At 70.7% G+C, this 18950-nt stretch carries 20 protein-coding genes; 11 read left to right on the top strand and 9 right to left on the bottom strand.

The window, feature by feature from the left end:
* Positions 1 to 15: 15 nt before the first annotated feature.
* The 4 genes from N8J89_RS09255 to asnB form a co-directional block, all read right to left on the bottom strand.
* Positions 16 to 360: a hypothetical protein gene (locus N8J89_RS09255; RefSeq protein WP_283663920.1), complete on the bottom strand. Its 345-nt coding sequence runs from the start codon at positions 358 to 360 to the stop codon at positions 16 to 18.
* Positions 361 to 597: 237 nt separating this feature from the next.
* Entirely contained in the window at positions 598 to 882 is a 285-nt protein-coding gene (locus tag N8J89_RS09260) for a ubiquitin-like small modifier protein 1 (RefSeq protein WP_283663921.1), read from the bottom strand.
* 5 nt (positions 883 to 887) lie between these two features.
* Complete coding sequence (locus N8J89_RS09265; RefSeq protein ID WP_283663922.1) at positions 888 to 1988, bottom strand: WD40/YVTN/BNR-like repeat-containing protein; 1101 nt, start codon at positions 1986 to 1988, stop codon at positions 888 to 890.
* Positions 1989 to 2365: 377 nt separating this feature from the next.
* Positions 2366 to 4291, bottom strand: coding sequence for an asparagine synthase (glutamine-hydrolyzing) (asnB, locus tag N8J89_RS09275; protein WP_283663923.1), 1926 nt, complete (start codon positions 4289 to 4291; stop codon positions 2366 to 2368).
* Between the two features lie 197 nt (positions 4292 to 4488).
* On the opposite strand from asnB, the gene ctaC reads away from it, so the two are divergent.
* Both ctaC and N8J89_RS09285 read left to right on the top strand, forming a co-directional pair.
* Complete coding sequence (ctaC, locus tag N8J89_RS09280; protein WP_283663924.1) at positions 4489 to 5415, top strand: aa3-type cytochrome oxidase subunit II; 927 nt, start codon at positions 4489 to 4491, stop codon at positions 5413 to 5415.
* A gap of 40 nt (positions 5416 to 5455) precedes the next feature.
* Complete coding sequence (locus N8J89_RS09285) at positions 5456 to 5857, top strand: cytochrome c oxidase subunit 4 (RefSeq protein WP_252486648.1); 402 nt, start codon at positions 5456 to 5458, stop codon at positions 5855 to 5857.
* A 322-nt stretch (positions 5858 to 6179) separates the two neighbouring features.
* On the opposite strand, the gene N8J89_RS09290 is transcribed toward N8J89_RS09285, so the two are convergent.
* From N8J89_RS09290 to N8J89_RS09300, 3 genes are read right to left on the bottom strand one after another with little or no spacing between them, the layout of a single operon-like run.
* Positions 6180 to 6923, bottom strand: coding sequence for an AAC(3) family N-acetyltransferase (locus N8J89_RS09290; RefSeq protein ID WP_283663925.1), 744 nt, complete (start codon positions 6921 to 6923; stop codon positions 6180 to 6182).
* A gap of 53 nt (positions 6924 to 6976) precedes the next feature.
* Complete coding sequence (trpD, locus tag N8J89_RS09295; protein ID WP_283663926.1) at positions 6977 to 8059, bottom strand: anthranilate phosphoribosyltransferase; 1083 nt, start codon at positions 8057 to 8059, stop codon at positions 6977 to 6979.
* Positions 8060 to 8080: 21 nt separating this feature from the next.
* Positions 8081 to 8491 (bottom strand): hypothetical protein, encoded by a 411-nt coding sequence (locus N8J89_RS09300; RefSeq protein ID WP_283663927.1) that lies wholly within the window; start codon positions 8489 to 8491, stop codon positions 8081 to 8083.
* Positions 8492 to 8655: 164 nt separating this feature from the next.
* Here N8J89_RS09300 and ctaE point away from each other — a divergent pair, with 164 nt between their 5' ends.
* From ctaE to N8J89_RS09325, 5 genes are all read left to right on the top strand, one after another.
* On the top strand, positions 8656 to 9267 hold the full coding sequence (ctaE, locus tag N8J89_RS09305; protein WP_283663928.1) for an aa3-type cytochrome oxidase subunit III: 612 nt from the start codon (positions 8656 to 8658) through the stop codon (positions 9265 to 9267).
* A 71-nt stretch (positions 9268 to 9338) separates the two neighbouring features.
* Entirely contained in the window at positions 9339 to 10145 is an 807-nt protein-coding gene (gene qcrC, locus N8J89_RS09310) for a cytochrome bc1 complex diheme cytochrome c subunit (protein ID WP_283663929.1), read from the top strand.
* On the top strand, positions 10142 to 11269 hold the full coding sequence (gene qcrA, locus N8J89_RS09315; protein WP_283663930.1) for a cytochrome bc1 complex Rieske iron-sulfur subunit: 1128 nt from the start codon (positions 10142 to 10144) through the stop codon (positions 11267 to 11269). The genes qcrC and qcrA overlap by 4 nt, the downstream gene beginning before the upstream one ends.
* Positions 11266 to 12921 carry a cytochrome bc1 complex cytochrome b subunit gene (qcrB, locus tag N8J89_RS09320; protein WP_283663931.1) on the top strand — a complete coding sequence of 552 codons (1656 nt, stop codon included), beginning with the start codon at positions 11266 to 11268 and terminating at the stop codon, positions 12919 to 12921. The genes qcrA and qcrB overlap by 4 nt, the downstream gene beginning before the upstream one ends.
* Positions 12922 to 13033: 112 nt before the next feature.
* Entirely contained in the window at positions 13034 to 13537 is a 504-nt protein-coding gene (locus tag N8J89_RS09325) for a DinB family protein (RefSeq protein WP_283663932.1), read from the top strand.
* Here N8J89_RS09325 and N8J89_RS09330 read toward each other — a convergent pair whose 3' ends face one another.
* Complete coding sequence (locus N8J89_RS09330; RefSeq protein WP_252486639.1) at positions 13538 to 13816, bottom strand: Lrp/AsnC family transcriptional regulator; 279 nt, start codon at positions 13814 to 13816, stop codon at positions 13538 to 13540.
* A 124-nt stretch (positions 13817 to 13940) separates the two neighbouring features.
* Here N8J89_RS09330 and N8J89_RS09335 point away from each other — a divergent pair, with 124 nt between their 5' ends.
* Entirely contained in the window at positions 13941 to 14219 is a 279-nt protein-coding gene (locus N8J89_RS09335) for a DUF6247 family protein (RefSeq protein WP_283663933.1), read from the top strand.
* 88 nt (positions 14220 to 14307) lie between these two features.
* Here N8J89_RS09335 and N8J89_RS09340 read toward each other — a convergent pair whose 3' ends face one another.
* Positions 14308 to 16041, bottom strand: a complete 1734-nt coding sequence (locus tag N8J89_RS09340) for a DEDD exonuclease domain-containing protein (RefSeq protein WP_283663934.1) — start codon at positions 16039 to 16041, stop codon at positions 14308 to 14310.
* Between the two features lie 137 nt (positions 16042 to 16178).
* On the opposite strand from N8J89_RS09340, the gene N8J89_RS09345 reads away from it, so the two are divergent.
* From N8J89_RS09345 to N8J89_RS09355, 3 genes are all read left to right on the top strand, one after another.
* Entirely contained in the window at positions 16179 to 17102 is a 924-nt protein-coding gene (locus N8J89_RS09345) for a hypothetical protein (protein ID WP_283663935.1), read from the top strand.
* Positions 17103 to 17149: 47 nt separating this feature from the next.
* Positions 17150 to 18007, top strand: a complete 858-nt coding sequence (locus tag N8J89_RS09350) for a hypothetical protein (RefSeq protein ID WP_283663936.1) — start codon at positions 17150 to 17152, stop codon at positions 18005 to 18007.
* A 237-nt stretch (positions 18008 to 18244) separates the two neighbouring features.
* On the top strand, positions 18245 to 18940 hold the full coding sequence (locus tag N8J89_RS09355) for a hypothetical protein (RefSeq protein WP_283663937.1): 696 nt from the start codon (positions 18245 to 18247) through the stop codon (positions 18938 to 18940).
* Positions 18941 to 18950 lie beyond the last annotated feature (10 nt).

Raw genomic sequence — 18950 nt, forward strand, 5'->3', positions numbered from 1 at the left:
GCAGTCCGGCGTCGATCAGCTCGTGCGCGCCGCCCGGCTGAGGCCGCTGGCGTAGAAGGCCAGCGGGACCGCCTCGCTCGCGGCGGCTTCGACCACCTGACTGGTCTCATCGAAGATCACCGTCAGCGCGCCGATGTGCTCCCGGACCCGTTCGGGGGTCAGGTGCGCGCAGCCCAGCGCCGCGGTGAGCAGCACGTGCGTGCTCACCCCGGTCGCGAACAGCCACCGCAGCACCCGGTCCGGCCAGGGCGCCGTCGCGCGGGCCGCGTCCAGCCCGGCCCGGATGCGGGCCTCGGCGTGCGCGCAGCGGCGGCGGACCCAGCGCGGTGCGGCGAAGTCCGCGGCCACCGCGGCCTGCAACGCGCGCAGCCTGCCGGTGGGGTCGGCCCCGGTAGCGGAACTTGCCCGGCTTCGGCGGCTCCCCGGCCCCGGTCACCACCATCAGGTCCAGGTCGGAGCTCGCGGGCAGCACCGCCTCCGGCGCCAGCGAGGCCGCCGAACCCGCCAGGTACGCGCCGCCGAACCCGGGCTCTCCGGCGGCGTGCCCGGTGAGCCAGTCGGTCGCCACGGCCAGTGCCTCGGTCAGGGTGTGCGGCATCAGCCGCCCGCCACGGAGGGGATCACCTGGATCTCCGCGCCAGGGGGCAGCGGGGTGTCCGGGCCGTTGAGCCTGCGGCACTCCTCGCCGTTGACGTAGAAGTTCACGTAGCGGCGCAGCGTGCCCTGCTCGGTGCGCAGCCGCCGGTTCAGCGCCGGGTGGTCCGCGGCCAGCACGTCCAGCGCGCCGCCGAGGGTCGTCTGCTCCGGCAGGTCGAGCTCGAGGGTGGCGGCGCCGCCCGCGCTCGGGCGCAGCACGCCGGGCACCAGCACGGTGACACGCATCGGGCTCACCGCCGGATCACGGCCGCGCGCACGCTCAGCACGTCCGGCAGGTGCTCGATGATCCGCTGCCAGCTGCCGCCCTCGTCCCGGCTGGCGTAGACCTCGCCGGAGCGGGAGCCGAAGTACACCCCGGGCACGTCCGCGTCGTCCACGCACAGCGCGTCCCGCAGCACCGTGGTCCAGAAGTTCTGCTGCGGCAGGCCCTTGGTCAGCGCGGTCCAGCTGTCGCCGGAGTCCTCGCTGCGGTACACCCGGCAGGCCCCGTCCGGCGGGAACCGGTTGGCGTCGGCGGTGAGCGGGAAGCCGTAGACCACCTCCGGCCGGTGCGGGTGCACCGCGATCGGGAAGCCGAAGTCGCTGGGCAGCCCGTCGGCGATGGAGGTCCAGTGCGCGCCGCCGTCCTCGCTGCGGTACACGCCGTGGTGGTTCTGCAGGAACAGCCGGTCCGGCTCGGCGGGGTTGCGGGCGATCTTGTGCACGCACTGGCCGAACTCCGGGTACGGGTCGGGCAGGAAGTAGGCCTTGATGCCGGAGTTGCTCGGCGACCAGTTGGTCCCGCCGTCCTCGGTGCGGTACACCCCGCCGGTGGACATGGCCACGGTGACCTGCGCCCGGTCGGTCGGGTGCGGCAGGATCGAGTGCACCGCCTGCCCGCCGTAGCCCGCGCCCCACTGCTCGCGGTGCGGGTGGTCCCACAGCCCCCGCACCATGTCGTAGGTGCGCCCGCCGTCGGTGGACCGGAACAGCGCCGAGGGCTGGGTGCCCGCGTAGACCACCTCCGGCTGGTCCGCCGGCCCCGCGGCCAGCTGCCAGACCCGCTCCAGCGAGGTCCCGGTGTCCTCGGGGAAGGCCACCGGCGGGTGGTCCGGCTCCTGCCAGCTGGCGCCGAGGTCGTCGCTGGTGGCCACACTGGGCCCGAAGTGCTCGCTGGCCACGCCGGCCAGCAGGCGGGGCGGGTCCCGGCGGGTGTCCACGGCCACCGCGTAGACCTCGGTCATCGCGTGGTGCGGCCCGGACCAGGTCCAGTCCACCCGGTCGTTCTCGCTGGTGGCCAGCCACAGCCCCTTGCGGGTGCCGACGGCGAGCACCACCTGTTCCTCAGGCACGGCGTCCTCCGAAGTGATGTGGGTCACTGACGGATCGGAGGCTACGCGGACCCACCGACAATCTCGCGGCGACGGAATCGGGCTCGTCGGGTCAGGGCCCCTGGGTCAAGCGGATGAGCCCTGCTTCGGTGGGGCGGAAGCCGCAGGCGTCGAGGTAGAAGCGCCGCAACCGCGGCTCGAAGTCCACGTGCAGCCATTCGCAGCCCGCCACCCGCGCCCGCTCCGGCCCGCACCGTCCCTGGCGCCCACCCAGCCGAGGCTGTGCCGCTTGACCCGGTGCCACCAGCCGGCCTCGGCCTGGCCTCCGTGCGACTGGACGAGATCGGTCATCTCCTCGTCGGAGATGGGATCCCGCCAGCCGCAGGAGATCGTCGCGGTCAGAGCTTGACCGGGTAGTGCGGTTCCGGGACCTGCACCGTGATGCGGCGTTCCACGAAGATGCCGTGCCACAGCATGAACACCAGCAGCGCCCAGATCCGGCGGCTGTGGTCGAGCAGGCCGGAGCGGTGTTCCTCCAGGATGCGCAGCACCGCGTTCTTGTTGATCAGGTCGTCGGTGAGGGACTGGTGCACGATGTCGCGGGCCCAGTCGTGCATCTCGTCCTTGAGCCAGTGCCGGACCGGGACCGGGAAGCCCAGCTTGCGCCGGTTGAGCACGTGCGCGGGCACGATGCCGTGCATGGCCTGGCGCAGGGCGAACTTGGTGGTCTCCCTGGTGATCTTCTGGTCCTGCGGGATGCGCGCGGCCACCCGGAAGACCTCGGGGTCCAGGAACGGCACCCGCAGCTCCAGCGAGTTGGCCATGGTCATCTTGTCCGCCTTGACCAGGATGTCGCCGCGCAGCCAGGTGAACAGGTCGATGTGCTGCATCCGGGTGACCGGGTCCCAGGCCAGCGAGTCGCGGTACCAGCGGGCGGTCACGTCGGTGTGCGAGATGCGCGGGTCGTGCGTGCGCAGCACCTGCTGGATCTGGTCGTCGCGGAAGATGCGCGCGTTGCCGTAGTAGCGGTCCTCCAGGGCCAGCGCGCCCCGGCGGAGCAGGTCCTTGCCGCGCACGCCCTCCGGGATGCGGCTGGAGACCTTGCCCATGACCGAGCGCAGCGCGCCGGGCACCTTCTCGAACGGGGCCAGCGACAGCGGCTCGCGGTAGATCGTGTAGCCGCCGAAGAGCTCGTCCGCGCCCTCGCCGGAGAGCACCACCTTCACGTGCTGGCGGGCCTCGCGGGCGATGAACCACAGCGGCACCAGCGCCGGGTCGGCCACCGGGTCGTCCAGGTACCAGGTGATCAGCGGCAGGGCCTGCATCATCTCCTCCGCGGAGACGGTGCGGACCACGTGCTTGACCCCGATCGCGGCCGCGGACTCCGCGGCCACGTCCACCTCGGAGTAGCCGGTGCGCTCGAACCCGGTGGTGAAGGTGATCAGGTCCGGGTTGTGCTCCTTGGCCAGCGCGGCGATCGCGGTGGAGTCGATGCCGCCGGAGAGGAAGGCGCCCACGGTCACGTCGGCGCGCATGTGCTTGGCCACCGAGTCGCGCATGACGCCCGCGATGTCCCGGTACAGCTGACCGGCCTCGGAGCTGGTGGTGATCGGGCGCGGGGCGAAGGTCGGCTGGAAGTACCGCTCGGTCACCACCTGGCCGCCGGGGGAGACGGTGAAGGAGGTGCCGGACTCGATCCGGCGGATCGTGGTGTGCAGCGTCTCCGGCTCCGGCACGTACTGCAGGATCAGGTAGTGCTGCAGCGCGGCCTGGTCCAGCTTGGGCGAGAGGCCCAGCGCAGGGGCCAGGTCGAGCAGGCTCTTCTTCTCGCTGGCGAAGGCCACCCCGCCCGGACCGGCCGCGTAGAACAGCGGCTTGATGCCGAAGGGGTCCCGCGCGCCGAAGACGACCCGCTTCTCCGCGTCCCAGATCATGAAGGCGAACATGCCGCGCAGGCGGCCGACCATGGACGGGCCGAGGTGGTGGTACGCGGCCACGATGGCCTCGGTGTCGCCGTCGGTGGCGAACTCCGCGCCGAACTTGTCCCGCAGCTCCGCGCGCAGCTCCAGGTAGTTGTAGATCTCGCCGTTGAACAGGATCGTGTAGCGCCCGTTCGCGTAGTGCAACGGCTGGTGGGAACGCTCCACGTCGATGATCGACAGCCGGTTGAAGCCGAAGACCACGTCGTTGTTGTGCCAGGTGTCACTCTCGTCGGGACCACGGTGGCGCTGGCACTGGAGCGCCCTCGCAACGCTGCCGACAGCCGTGCCGATGTTCGCGTTGTTGTTCTGGGCGGAACACACCAGTCCAAGCAGGCCGCACACGCTTCTCGCGCACCTCTCATGTCGACGACGTCGGCGCCCAGTATGCCCGCCGACACGCACGTGTTCGGCTCACCCCGAACGGGTAGGCAGGCTAGTGCTGGGCTAGAGTCCCGAACTGATTGCGACGGCAGGTCAACCGCGCTGGTGCGCGGGCGGCCGGGACCGTTTTCCAGCCTGTCACGAGGAGGCAGCGAGCAGTGGGCCGCAAGGAGGGCAACCGGGCAGCGCGGCTGGCCAAGGTCACCGGCCTGGTCAGCCTGGTGGGCGTCGCGGCCAGCGGCTGCTCCGCCGAGGAAGTGCTGCGTTTCGGGTGGCCGAAGGGGGTAACCCCGCAGGCCGAGGCGATGCGTCAGCTGTGGACCTGGTCCGTGATCGCCGCGCTGGTCGTCGGCGTGATCGTGTGGGCGCTGATCTTCTGGTCGATCATCTTCCACCGGAAGAAGTCCGAGGAGTTCCCGCGCCAGTTCCAGTACAACGGGCCGCTGGAGTTCGTGCTCATCGGACTCCCGATGGTCATCATCGTGGTGCTGTTCGTCTTCGCCACGCACGCGCAGAACGTGGTCACCAACAAGGACAAGACACCGGACGTCAACGTCAAGGTGTGGGCCTTCCAGTGGAACTGGGAGTTCGAGTACCCCGAGTTCAAGACCCCGGACGGCCAGACGGTCCGGACCACGGGCTCGAGCACCGAGATCCCGCTGCTGGTGCTGCCGGCGACCAAGGAAGTCCGCTACACGATCGAGTCGAAGGACGTCATCCACTCCTTCTTCGTGCCGGAGTACAACTTCAAGCGGGACACCATCCCGTTCCCGCAGAAGAACAGCCAGGACAACGTCTTCCAGAACTCCATCGACCACGAAGGCGCCTTCGTCGGCCGCTGCGCCGAGCTGTGCGGCACCTACCACGCGGTGATGAACTTCGAGGTGCGGGCACTCCAGCCGCAGGTCTTCGACCGGTACATGCAGCTGCGCACCAAGCTGAACCCGGCCACCGGCAAGCCGTACACCGCGGCCGAGGCGCTCACCGAGCTCAAGTGCGGCGAGTGGTGCGCCCCGCAGGCGATCAGGACCAAGCCGTTCGACACCAGCCGCACCTCCCGGAAGCCTTCGGGCGGGGACCGGTGACCACCCTGGTGAGCAGCGCAGAACTGGAGTTGAGGGAATCATGAAGGTCGAAGCGCGGATCTTCGAGTTCATCACGATCTTCTGCTTCGTGGCCGCGGTCGTCTACGGCTTCTGGGCCAAGGAGCCGGTGGGCACGGTGGCGCTGGTCCTCACCGGCGGCCTGACCCTGCTGTGCGGCACCTACTTCCGGTTCATCGCCCGCCGGATCGAGCCCCGCCCCGAGGACGTGGACGACGCCGAGATCGCCGACGGCGCCGGCGAGCTGGGCTTCTTCAGCCCGGGCAGCTACTGGCCGGTCGGCCTGGCCGCCGCGGCCGCCTTCACCGGCGTGGCGATGGCCTTCTTCCACATCTGGCTGATCGTGCTCGGCCTGGTGGCTGTGCTGATCATGGTGGGTGGGCTGCTGTTCGAGTACCACACCGCCGCGCCCAGCCACGACTGAGCGTTTCCGCATCGCCGACGGCGGGCGTTCCCCTGGTGGGGGCGCCCGCCGTTCGCGTTGGGGGAGGAGCTGGCCGGTCGTCTCAATGTGGTGGGGCGCGCAATATGACCGGTCGTCTCGGCTTGGTTGAGCCGCAATGTGGCCGCAATGTGACCGGTCGTCTCGAGTTGATTGGGGCGCAATATGACCGGTCATCTTACTGGGCTGGTGCCGCAATATGACCGGTCGTCTTAATTTGGTCAGGTGCGCAATGTGACCGGTCATCTTATCCGGCTGGTGGGCGCAATGTGACCGGTCGTCTCAGGCTGGCAGGGAGGAACTGCTAGGCGCGGTGGCCAAGCCGGTCCGCGGACACCGGCTGATCCGCCAGCAGCTCGGTGAGGCGGGGCACGGCGAAGTCCACCAGCGCCCGCGCGGGCAGCAGGCGGCACTCGGCCGCGCCCGCCCGGAACGGCCGGATCCCGGCCAGCTGCTCGAACTCCCGGCCCAGCAGCGGGAAGAACCTGCCGTTGTCGTCGGCCACGTCCAGCGCCTCGCACCACACCCGCTCGCCGCCGACCAGCAGTGGGAACCGGCGCAGCTTCAGCCTCGGGCGGGGTGTGCGGCTCTCCACGTGGTGCAGGAAGCTGTTCCGGTTGTGTCCGACGCCGATAAGCAGGATGTGCGCGTCCAGCTCGTACAGCCTGCCGAAGGGTGAGTCCGGGCCCAGCGCGAAGGACAGCGGCTGGTGCGCCACGACCTCCTCCGCGTGCCTGCCGAGCGCGGTCACCGACGCCTGGGGGTGGTTGCTGCGCAGCGCGCCCGCGCCGGTGCGCACCGCCTCGGCCACCGCGCCCATCGTCGAGGGCAGGTCCGGGTGGAACAGCGGCACCGCGGCCCGCTCGGCCCGGACCCGCGCGTCCGGGATGCCGGCTTCCGGGGCCGGATCGGTCACCTGCGGGGTGAACGCGGGGGCGACCAGGGTTCCGGTGCCGCCGACCGCCTGGCGCAGTGACTCGGCCACGGTGGCGGCTCCGCCCGGCACGTGGCCGAGGCTGGACAGCGCGGCGTGCGCGACCACCGTCATGCCTTCGGTGATCCCGGCCTGCCGCCACGCGGTCAGCAGGCCGGGTCCGTCGGTCAGGACAGCTCCGACTTCAGCTTCTGGGTGAGCGTGACCCAGCGGGCCAGCAGCTCCCGCGCCGCACCCGAGTCGATCGCCTCGCGCACCACGCCCAGTGCCCCGCGCAGGTCGGCCACCAGGTCCCCGGACGGCCCTCGGTGCGCGGTGACCGCGCCGGCCGCGTTGAGCAGCACCGCGTCCCGGATCGCGTCCTGCCTGCCCGCCAGCAGCTGCCGGACCGCCTCCGCGTTGACCTCGGCGTCGCCGCCGAGCAGCGCCTCCGGGGTGGAGACCGGGATGTCCAGCTCGGTCGGGTCCAGGGTGCGCTTGGTGACCGTGCCCCGGTGGACCTGCCAGACGGTGCTGGTCGTGGTGGTGGTGAGCTCGTCGAGGCCGTCGTCGCCGCGGACCACCAAGACCGAGGAGCCGCGGTCGGCGAAGACCTGGGCCATCAGCGGGGCGGCCTTGGGGTCGGCGCAGCCGATCAGGCCGGCGGCGGGCTGGGCCGGGTTGGACAGCGGGCCGAGCAGGTTGAACGTGGTCGGGATGCCGATCTCGCGGCGGGCCGGGGCGGCGTGCCGCATCGCCGGGTGGAAGACCGGGGCGAAGCAGAAGCCGATGCCCAGTTCGGCCACGCTGCGCTGGACGCCCGCCGGGGGCAGGTCGATGACCACGCCCAGGGTCTCCAGCACGTCGGCGGTGCCGCACTTGGAGGAGGCGGCCCGGTTGCCGTGCTTGACCACCGGCACGCCCGCGGCCGCGGTGACCAGGGAGGCCATCGTGGAGATGTTCACCGTGCCGGAGCGGTCGCCGCCGGTGCCGACGATGTCCACCGCGGGCACGTCGATCTCCACCCGGCGGGCGTGCGCGAGCATGCCCTCGGCCATGCCGGCCACCTCGGCGGCGGTCTCGCCCTTGGCGCGCAGCGCGACCACCAGGGCCACGGTCTGCGCGACGGTGGCCGCGCCGGACATCACCTGGTCCATCGCCCAGGCCAGGTCCGAGGTGGGGCAGTCGATCCGGGCGACCAGGCGGCCCAGCAGGTCCGGCCAGGTCGGCGCCGGGGGAGTGGTGTCCGGGTCAGCCGTTGTCCCGCTCATCGCGCAGCCGCCCCGTCCCGCTCAGCCCTGGGCCGCGGGCAGCCGCTGGGAACGCAGCACCTCGGCCACGGTCTCGGCGGCGGCCAGCGGGTCCAGCGGGTGCACGATCACCGCGTCCGCCTGGGACCAGGTGGCCAGCCACCGGTCGTCTTTGCGCCGCACCGCGACCACGATCGGCGGGCAGTGCGTGATCTCGTTCTTCAGCTGCCGGGACAGCCCCATGCCGCCGGTGGGCTGGGCCTCGCCGTCCAGGATGGCCAGGTCCACCCCGCCGGAGTCGGCCTCGACCAGGACCTCGGCGATGGCGCCCGCCTCGATGTAGCGCAGTCGCGGCAGGTCAGGCGCGGGCCTGCGGCCGACCGCGCTGATGATCTGCTCGCGCACCTCGGGGCGGTGGCTGAACACCAGGACGGTCAGGGTGTCGTTGCTCATCACGCGTCCTCTACGGCAGGTCGTTCGGGCAGTTGGATGCTATAGCCCGGCCGGGCACGAGCGGGCCGCGCCCTGTCCGCGGGGCCTCGCGCGCGGTGTGGGACAGGACACGATCGGGAACTCGGCCGGACCCGGCCCAGCGAGCCTCGGAGCCGCAGGACATAATGCGTCGCGTGACAACTGCTGCGCCCTCCATCGGCCAACGGGTGCACTCGCTGAACCGCCCGAACATGGTCAGCGTCGGCACCATCGTCTGGCTGTCCAGCGAGCTCATGTTCTTCGCTGGGCTCTTCGCCATGTTCTTCACGGTGAAAGCCCAGAACACGGGGAAGTGGCCACCGGACCCGACTGAGCTGAACCTGCCGTACGCCCTGGTCTTCACGACCATCCTGGTGGCGTCCTCGTTCACCTGCCAGATGGGTGTGTTCGCCGCCGAGCGCGGTGACGTGTTCGGTCTCCGGCGTTGGTACGTGCTCACCCTGATCATGGGCACGATCTTCGTCGGCGGTCAGATCGGCGAGTACTACACGCTGGTCACCGGGCACCACACCACCATCGCGTCCTCGGCGTACGGCACGGTCTTCTACTTGACCACCGGGTTCCACGGCCTGCACGTGGTCGGCGGCCTGATCGCCTTCGTGTTCCTGATCTGGCGTACCAAGCTCAGCAAGTTCACGCCGGCCCAGGCCACCGCGGCGATCGTGGTGTCGTACTACTGGCACTTCGTCGACATCGTCTGGATCGGGCTGTTCGCCGTCATCTACCTCGTTCCCTGACGAGACGACTTCATCCCGAAGCTCCCACCCAAGGCGTACGCCCGAATTCGACTGCAAGGGTTGCCGCACTGATGACCACCAACAACGATCGGGCCAGGAAGCGGGCCAAGTTCCGGCGCCGCCTGTCCGGCCTGCTCGCCCTCGGTTTCGCGCTCGTCGGCGCGGGCGCGGCGTACGCCGGGTTCCTGCCCGAGCCGCACACCGCGCAGGCCCAGCAGGATCCGACCAAGATCCAGAAGGGCGAACAGCTCTACAACACCGCCTGCATCACCTGCCACGGCGCGAACCTCCAGGGTGAGCAGGACCGCGGGCCGAGCCTGATCGGTGTCGGCGAGGCGGCGGTGTACTTCCAGGTCTCCTCCGGCCGCATGCCGATGGCCCGCCAGGAGGCGCAGGCGCTGCGCAAGCCTGCCAAGTTCAACTCCGAGGAGATCGACCAGCTCAGCGCGTTCATCCAGTCCAAGGGCGGCGGTCCGACGCTGCCCCAGGAGTCCGGCAAGGAGCTGCGCGGGGACAACTCCGCCCGCGGCGGTGAGCTGTTCCGGCTCAACTGCGCCTCCTGCCACAACTTCACCGGACGTGGTGGCGCGCTGTCCTCCGGCAAGCTGGCGCCCGCGCTCGACGGCGTGAGCGAGGAGCAGATCTACGCCGCGATGCTCACCGGGCCGCAGAACATGCCCAAGTTCTCCGACCGGCAGCTCTCGCCGCAGGAGAAGAAGGACATCGTGGCCTACGTCAAGTCGGTCACCGACGGCAACAACAACCCGGGCGGCCACCCGCTGGGCGGGTTCGGCCCCGCCACCGAAGGCCTGGTCGCCTGGATCATCGGCCTCGCCGCCCTGATCGGCGTGACCGTGTGGATCGGGAGCAGGGCATGAGCGACCAGCAGGACAAGAAGACACCCACCGACGCCGAACTGGCGGAGCTGAGCCGCGACGAGCTGGTCACCCTCGGCCTGGCCGCCGACGGCGTGCACCTCAAGCACCGGGACCCGCACTTCCCGGTGCCGGGCACCAGGGCCGAGAAGCGCACCGAGCGCGGCGTGGCCGCCTGGTTCATCCTGGGCGCGCTGGCCGGCCTGGCCTTCCTCGGCGTGTACTTCGCCTGGCCGCACGAGTACGTGGCGCCGGATGAGCCGGGCAGCTTCTGGTACGACCTGCACACCCCGATGCTGGGCCTGACCCTCGGTCTGTCCATCACCGGCATCGGCGTCGGCGTGATCGCCTACGCCAAGAAGCTGCTGCCGCACGAGGTCGCGGTGCAGGACCGGCACGACGGCGGTTCGGCGGAGTTCGACAAGCAGACCTCGGCCGCGCTGCTGGCCGACTCCGGGGCCAAGTCCGAGATCGGCCGCCGCTCGCTGATCCGGCGCAGCCTGCTCGGCGCGGGCACCGTGTTCGGCCTCGGCGTCGGCGTGTTCGCCGTCGGCGGCCTGGTCCGCAACCCGAAGGCCTACGACGCCGACGGCGCGCTGGCCACCAGCGGCTGGAAGAAGAAGGACGCCAAGGAGAAGGTCTTCCTGCGTCGCGACACCGGCAACCCGCACGACGTGGTGCTGGTGCGGCCGGAGGACGTCGAGCCGGGTGGCTTCGAGACCGTCTTCCCCTTCCGCGAGTCCGAGCGGGGCAACGACCACAAGCTGCTCCAGGCGCTGCGCCGCTCGGACAACCCGGTCATGCTGATCCGGCTCCGGCCGGGCCAGCCGGTGACCAAGCGCAAGGGCCAGGCGGACTTCAACTTCGGCGACCTGTACGCCTACTCGAAGGTCTGCACCCACCTGGGCTGCCCGACCTCGCTGTTCGAGCAGCAGACCGGCCGCCTGCTCTGCCCGTGCCACCAGTCGCAGTTCGACGTCTTCAACTACGCCAAGCCGATCTTCGGCCCGGCGACCCGCTCGCTGCCGCAGCTGCCCATCACGGTCGACCCGGAGACGGGTTTCCTGGTGGCCCGCGGCGACTTCATCGAGCCGGTGGGCCCGGCCTACTGGGAGCGTAAGCCATGAGTTCGATCACCACGCCGACCAAGCAGGCGAACGCGGCGTCCCGGGCGGCCGGTGGCGCGGCGAAGTGGGCCGACGACCGCTACCACGTGGCGGCCGGACTGCGCAGGCAGATCAACAAGGTCTTCCCGACGCACTGGTCGTTCATGCTCGGTGAGATCGCGCTGTACAGCTTCATCGTGCTGCTGCTCTCCGGTGTCTACCTCGCGCTGTTCTTCGACCCCTCGATGGAGGAGGTCAAGTACGCCGGGGTGTTCACCAACCTCAAGGACGTGTGGATGTCGCGGGCCTTCGAGTCCGCGCTGCAGATCTCCTTCGAGGTGCGCGGCGGCCTGTTCGCCCGCCAGGTGCACCACTGGGCGGCGCTGCTGTTCATGGCCTCGATCGTGGCGCACATGTTCCGGGTGTTCTTCACCGGCGCGTTCCGCCGCCCGCGCGAAGTCAACTGGATCATCGGCATCCTGCTGTTCGTGCTGGGCATGTTCGAGGGCTTCACCGGCTACTCGCTGCCCGACGACCTGCTCTCCGGTGTCGGCCTGCGCATCGCCTCCGCGCTGATCCTGACCATCCCGGTGCTGGGCACCTGGGTGCACTGGGCCCTCTTCGGCGGCGAGTTCCCCGGCACCGAGATCATCCCGCGGCTCTACACGGTGCACATCCTGTTGCTGCCGGGCATCATCCTCGGCCTGGTCGCGGTGCACCTGGCGCTGGTCTGGTACCAGAAGCACACCCAGTTCCCGGGTGTCGGCCGCACCGAGAGCAACGTGGTCGGCGTGCGCATCATGCCGGTGTTCGCGGCCAAGGGCGGTGGCTTCTTCGCCGTCACGGTCGGCGTCATCGCGCTGATGGGCGGGCTCTTCCAGATCAACCCGATCTGGAACTTCGGCCCGTACAACGCCGCGCAGGTCTCCGCGGGCAGCCAGCCCGACTGGTACATGGCCTGGACGGACGGCCTGGTCCGGCTGTGGCCCGCCTGGGAGACCTACATCTTCGGGCACACCATCCCGGCGCCGTTCATCCCGTTCATCGGCAGCATCGGGTTCTGCGTCACCCTGGCGATCCTCTACCCGTGGATCGAGCGCAAGCTGACCAAGGACGACGCGCACCACAACCTGTTGCAGCGGCCGAGGGACGTGCCGGTCCGCACCAGCCTGGGCATGATGGCCATCACCTTCTTCATGGTGATGATGCTCTCCGGCTTCAACGACATCATCGCGTACCAGTTCAACATCTCGCTGAACGCGATGACCTGGGCCGGCCGGATCGGGCTGATCATCCTGCCGCCGATCGCCTACATCCTCACCTACCGGCTCTGCCTCGGCTTGCAGCGGCACGACCGCGAGGTGCTGGAGCACGGGGTGGAGACCGGCATCATCAAGCGCCTGCCGCACGGCGAGTTCATCGAGATCCACCAGCCGCTGGGCCCGGTGGACGACCACGGCCACCCGGTGCCCCTGGCCTACCAGGGCGCCTCGGTGCCGAAGAAGATGAACGCGCTGGGCGCGGCCGGCGAGCCGGTCGCGGGCAGCCTGCTCCGCCCGGACCCGGTGGACGAGACCACCGCGCTCAAGCGCGCCAAGCACGAGGGCGAGCTGCGCGGCGGCGACAACACCAGGGAGCTGACCGCGGGCAAGCCCGCGGCGCCCAAGGAGTAAGCCACAGCAGAAGAGGCGCGGCCCGCGATTTTGTTCGCGGGCCGCGCCTTTTTGTTGCTCGGGTGGCGAAGTAGGACACGACCTGTCCGCCTGGGTGGTTAGCGTCCGGATCATGACGAACGAGCGCACCCAGACCCTGGCCATGCTGGCCGAGACCCGCCAGACCCTGCTGATCACCCTGCGCGGCCTCACCGATGAGCAGGCGGGCGCCAGGAGCACGGTGAGCGAGCTGACCCTCGGCGGCATCCTGCGCCACCTGATCTCGGGCGAGCGGAACTGGACCCGGGTGCTGCTGACCGGCGACGGCACCCTGCCGGAAGGCATGCTGGACGAGGACCAGTACCTGATGCCGGCGGACCGGTCACTGGCCGAGCTGCGCGCGGAGTACCTGGCGGTGGCCAAGATGACCGACACCGCCTTCGCCACCGCGGACCTGGACGCCAGGATCCTGCTGCCGCAGACCCCGTGGTCCCCGCCGGAACCCCAGTTCTGGTCGGCCCGGCAGATCCTGCTGCACCTGTTCCGCGAGACCGCCCAGCACGCCGGTCACGCCGACCTCATCCGCGAGTCCCTGGACGGCGCGAACACCACGGCCCAGCTGGGCGCCGACGAATGATCAGTCGACGCCGATGTTGAACGCGGCCTCGGTGTCGGCCTTGGAGTAGGAGCGGAACGCGATGTGCGTGTCGGTGTTGAGCACCCCGGCCACCTTGCCGATCCGCCCCGGCACCAGCTCGGCCAGATCCTCGTGCCTGGCCACCTGGACCACCGCGATCAGGTCCACGTCACCGGCGCAGGAGTAGACCTCCAGCACCCCCTCGAAGTCGGCGATGGTCTGCGCCGCCTCCGGGATGCTGGCGGCGTCGGACTGGATCAGCACGATGGCCTTGATCACGGTGTGCTCCTTGGGCGCTGAGGTGGTAGACCGATCGTAGCCAGCGGGTTCGGGACCCGATCGGTGGACGGGGGTGGGTTGCCACTGTGGCAAGGGCGAGACTGGGGCCGGGCACCCGGACTGGGTGGACGTGGCGAAGACCGGACCTGAGGTCTGGGGCGCGCTGGACGGGGAGGCGCGGGCGAGCTTCGAGGAGGAGTTCCGCGCGGCGCTGACAAGGGCGGCTGAGGACTTCGACCTGGCCGCGGCGGAGGCGGTGGTGCTGCGGTGGTGGCCGGTCGCGGTGGTGACGGCCAACCCGGATCCGCGGGTGGACGAGGCGATCCGGCGGTTCCGGGAGAGCGGGGAGGACTTCTCCACGCTGCGCCCCGCGCCGGTGCTGGACGACGAGGCCCGGCGATGAAGTACGAGGTCCTGCTCGCGCTAGCCGCTCCGCTGGTGGCCGCTTCGCTCACGACACCCGCGGCCCGAGCACGCCTCGGCGACTGCCGCTAGTCCGCCCCCGCGTACCCGTGCCGCCCCGCCTCCGCCCGCTCCAGCCACTCCCGCCACCGCGCCGCCGACCGCGCGGGCGAGCGCCACGGCTCCGCCGCGCGCACCAGCCGCGTCCCCGGCTGCTCGAGCCACCGCAGGATCACCCGCACCTCCTCCGCCGGTGCCCCGCGCAGTGGGCCGAGGCCGGGGATCACCGTCTCCGCGGCCAGCACCAGCTGTTCCACCACCGGCATCGGGGCCACGCCGCGGCGGGCGCCGCCGGCGGCGGCGAGGCGGCCGTGGCGGACGATGGCGAACTGCCAGCCGCCTGCGCCGTCGGGGCGGGCGGCGATGAGCTCGGGGATGGCGGCCAGTGCGGTCAGGCGCTGGCCGCGGTCCAGGCCCTTGAGCAGGCCGACGATCCGGTCGCGGTGCAGGCCTGCCTGCTCGAAGCGTTCGGTGGTGGCGTAGGCGCCGAGCTGGTCCAGGAGCAGGCGGACGGGTTCGTCGTCGTGGCCGGCCACCAGTGCCCGCATGGCGGCGACGGCGGGGGCGTAGTCGTCGGTGGACTGGTGGCCGGCGCAGGGGGCGGCGCAGCGGTGCAGCTCGGCCAGGATGCAGGGGCGGCCCTGCGGGTTGCGGGCCGGGATGCGCTGGTTGCACTGGCGCAGCGGGATGGCCTCGTGGATGGCCTCCACCGCCAGGGTGGCCTGGCCGCGGCTGCCGAAGGGGCCCAGCGCGCCCTCGCGGGGGTTGGTCACCACGGACAGGCGGGGGAAGGCCTCCTCGGTCAGGGTGATCCACCAGGCGCGGTGCGGCTGGGTGGAGCGGCGGTTGTACCGGGGGCGGTGCGCGGCCAGCAGACGCAGCTCGCGGACCGCGGCCTCCAGCGGGTGCGCGCACTCGACGTGGTCGACGCGTTCGGCGAAGGCGACCATGTCCCGGATGCGGGAGCGGGTCTCGCCCGCGGTGAAGTACTGGCCGACCCGGCGGCGCAGGTTGGTCGCGGTGCCCACGTAGAGCACCTCCTCGCGCGGGCCGCGGAAGAGGTACACGCCCGGCCGCTCCGGCAGTCCGGTGGCCAGGCCGCGTTTGCCGCGCTGGGCCGGGGTGACCTCGGGCAGGTAGCCGAGCAGCTCCTCCAGCGAGTGCACACCCAGCGGCCCGAGGCGCTCCAGCAGCGCGTGCAGCACGTCCACGGTGGCCTTGGCGTCGTCGAGGGCCCGGTGGTTCGGGGTGACGCTGGCGCCGAAGAGGGCGGCCAGCGCGGACAGGCGGCAGCTGGGGGCCTCCTCGCGGGAGAGCACCCGGCGGGCCAGCCGGACCGTGCACAGCACCTGCGGCTTCGGCCACTCGTAGTCCAGCTGGGCCGCGGCGGCCTTGAGGAAGCCGATGTCGAAGGGCGCGTTGTGCGCCACCAGCACGGTTCCCGGGTCCCCGGTGGCGAACTCCAGGAACGCGGGCAGCACCTGGGCCAGCTTGGGCGCCTGGCGCACCATCAGCTCGGTGATGCCGGTCAGCGCGACCACCTCCGGCGGGATGCCGCGCTCCGGGTCGACCAGGGTGCCGAACTCGCCGAGCACCTGGCCGCCGCGCACCTTCACCGCGCCGAACTCGGTGATCATGTCCGAACCCGGCCGCCCGCCGGTGGTCTCCAGGTCCAGCACGACGAAGGTCACCTCGTGCAGCGGGGTGCCGAGCTGCTCGAAGGACAGCTGCAGTGGGGTGGCCCTGGGGCTGTGCTGGCTCATCAGCAGCGACGGTAGGTCACCCCACTGACAGTTCCGTCGGCAGAACCGGACCACTGCAAAGGTTCTTCCTGGCCTGCGTTCAAGATCCACGGTTACGTTCGGGCTCATCAGCCATGGTGGGTTCGGAGGTCTTGGGAGTGGGCACGCGTAACGGGCGGGTACTGGAGCGGATCAGCCGCACGCTGGCCGCGGGGGAACGCCCCGACAGCTGGCAGGACAACCGGATCTCGTACTTCGAGAACATGCGCGCCGAGATGTCGATCCTGAACAAGACCGGCGGCGGCTACTGGCACACCATCGGATGCACCCCGGCCGAGGCCAAGCTGGTCGAGCCGCTGGTGCTGCACTTCTACTCGCTGGTCTACCAGGGCGACATCATCTACGAGGCGGCCCAGCAGGCCGGTTCCAGCCGGGTCACCGACCACAGCTGGAAGACCCGCATGCAGGAGCTGCTGAAGAACCACAACCTCTACGACAGCCGCATCCAGGCCGGGGTGGACAACCTGGAGCGCTACTACGTCATGGAGGGCCAGCTGCTGCTGGGCGAGCTGCCGCTGACCGAGGAGGTCATCGAGGAGATCTCGTTCCTGCGCTCCTCGGACCTGCACGTGATGATCAGGGTGATGGACCGGCTCAAGGGCCGCACCCCGAACGAGCAGTTCTACCAGCTGCTCAAGGCCCCGATGGCGCTGTTCGACATCGGCGACGACTTCGACTCCTACGAGCGCGACATCGCCGACGCGAGCTACAACTCGCTGCGGCTCTACGTCGCGCTCTACGGCGTCGAGCAGGCCAGGGAGAAGCTGCAGGCGCTGCGGGAGCGGATCTGGGCCAGGGGCCTGGCCCTCTTCGGCGAGGTGGGCAAGCCGGCGCTGGTGCGCTACCTGACCAGCACCCCGCTGGTGAACCTGAACCTGCCGGTGGTGCCCGAGCTGCTCGGCACGCTGCCCCGCGCGGTGCTGGCCAAGCTCGCGGTCAGCGCCTACAAGCTGGAGGGCAACGGCGCCGAGGTGATCCCGGAGCCGATCGCCGAGTCCGGCCCGCTGGTACCGGTGTCCTGACCCAGCGGCTGACGCCACCACCACACACTTCAGCAGGGAGAAAGATCGTGACCGAGGCGGCGGTGCAGCGGCTCAAGGAACGGATGGTTCCCAAGGAGCCGCCAGCGGCCTGGCAGCAGCTGGACATCAGCTACCGGGACAGCATGCGGGCCAACCGCGCGCTGCTCTGGGACAACTGGGGCGCGCGGTACGCGCTGGGCTTCAGCAGGGGCGAGTTCGAGGTGATCCGCCCGTTCGTCCGGCACTACATCGCGCTGGCCTACCAGGCGGAGTCGGACCCGGCGCTGGTGGCCGAGCTGGTCACGCTGGCCGAGAGCTACGGCGTGCTCGACGAGCAGGTGCGGGCCGGACTGGCCGAGCTGTCGGAGTCCCTGGTCACCAGGGACCGGCTGCGGCGCGGCGAGCTGGCCGCGGACGAGAAGGTGATCACCGAGCTGACGCACAGCAGGGTCGCCGACGTCCGGGTGCTCAACCGGCTGCTCTACCTGCTGAGGGACCAGCCGGTGGATGAGGAGCACCTCGGCCTGATCGACCCGTGGCTGCGGTTGCAGGACCTGCGCGGCGACCTCGCCGGCTACCCGGAGGACATCGCCTGGGACCGGTTCAACCTGCTCCGGCTGTTCGTCCAGGCGCACGGCCAGAGCCAGGGCGTGCACAAGCTGCGCGCGTACCGGGCCGGCCTGCTGCGCCAGGCGCTGGGCCAGCTGCCCGGCGCGAGCACCGCGGCGCTGCGCAAGCTGCTCACCGCGGCCCTGCCGGACCTCGGCATCGAGCTGACCGCCTCGGTGGTGGCGCGGCTGCCGCGCGCGGTGCTGCTGCCGCTGCTGACCAATGTCGGGCGCACCTGGGACCTGGCCACCGCGCCGGTGCCCACGCCGTTGCCCGAAGACGTGAACGCCCGATAGAAATCGCCGAAGGCACCAGCAGATCTGCGGGTGGCGAAAAGGGAAGTCTTTCCTCAAGTTTTCGCCAACCGCGCAGCGGCAACGGCGCACGCTGCTAGTTTCGCCCCAAGTTTCGAGGCGAGGAGTGCACCGTTGTCCAAGTGGGGACGGAAGTCGTTAGAAAAAATCAGGGATAATGTCTACGGTCGGCCCGCACCCGAACTGTGGACGCAGAGCAGCGTCACCTATCAGGACAAGGTGACCTCGACCGCGCGGCTTTTCTCCTGCGGCGGGCTGCGCTACTGGGAGCTGCTGGGCGCGAGCAGGCTGGAGATCCGGCTGATCCAGCCGATCGCTCACCACTACCTCGCGCTGTGCAGCCAGGCCCGCCGCACGGAGGTCGCCGACGACTCCTGGAAGAAGGAGATCGAGGCGTTCTTCCGCAGCTACGGCGCCTTCGACAGCGACGTGCAGAAGTGCCTCTACGACCTCGAGCACGCCCGCACGCTGACCGCCTCGCTGCGCGCGGGCCTGCTCGAACCGACCCCCTCGCTGCTGACCGAGCTGAGCAGGCTGCGCGCCGGTGAGCTGCTCGCGCTGGTCAAGGTGGTCAGCACGCTGCGCGGGCGGCCGCTGGCCGGGCACGAGCTGGCCGTCTACGAGTCCGCGGTGCGGCTGGCCCAGCTCGACGGCGACCTCGCCGACTACCCGGCCGACGTGCGCGCCGACCGGTACAACCACTACCGCGCGCTGCTGGCGCTGACCGGCCCGCAGCGGGCCGCGACCAGGGTGCGCGAGCACCGCCAGGACCTGCTCACCGAGACGCACCAGCGGCTGCGGGCGGGCAGGCTCGGCCGCAGCGGCCACCGCGAGCTGCGCAGCTGGCTGACCAGGCGGCAGGAGCAGCCGCCGGTGCCACAGGCCATCACCACCACCTCGGTCGCCGCGCGCTGAGCTTTGTAGG

It is taken from the genome of Crossiella sp. CA-258035, assembly GCF_030064675.1.
Classification (GTDB): Bacteria; Actinomycetota; Actinomycetes; order Mycobacteriales; family Pseudonocardiaceae; genus Crossiella.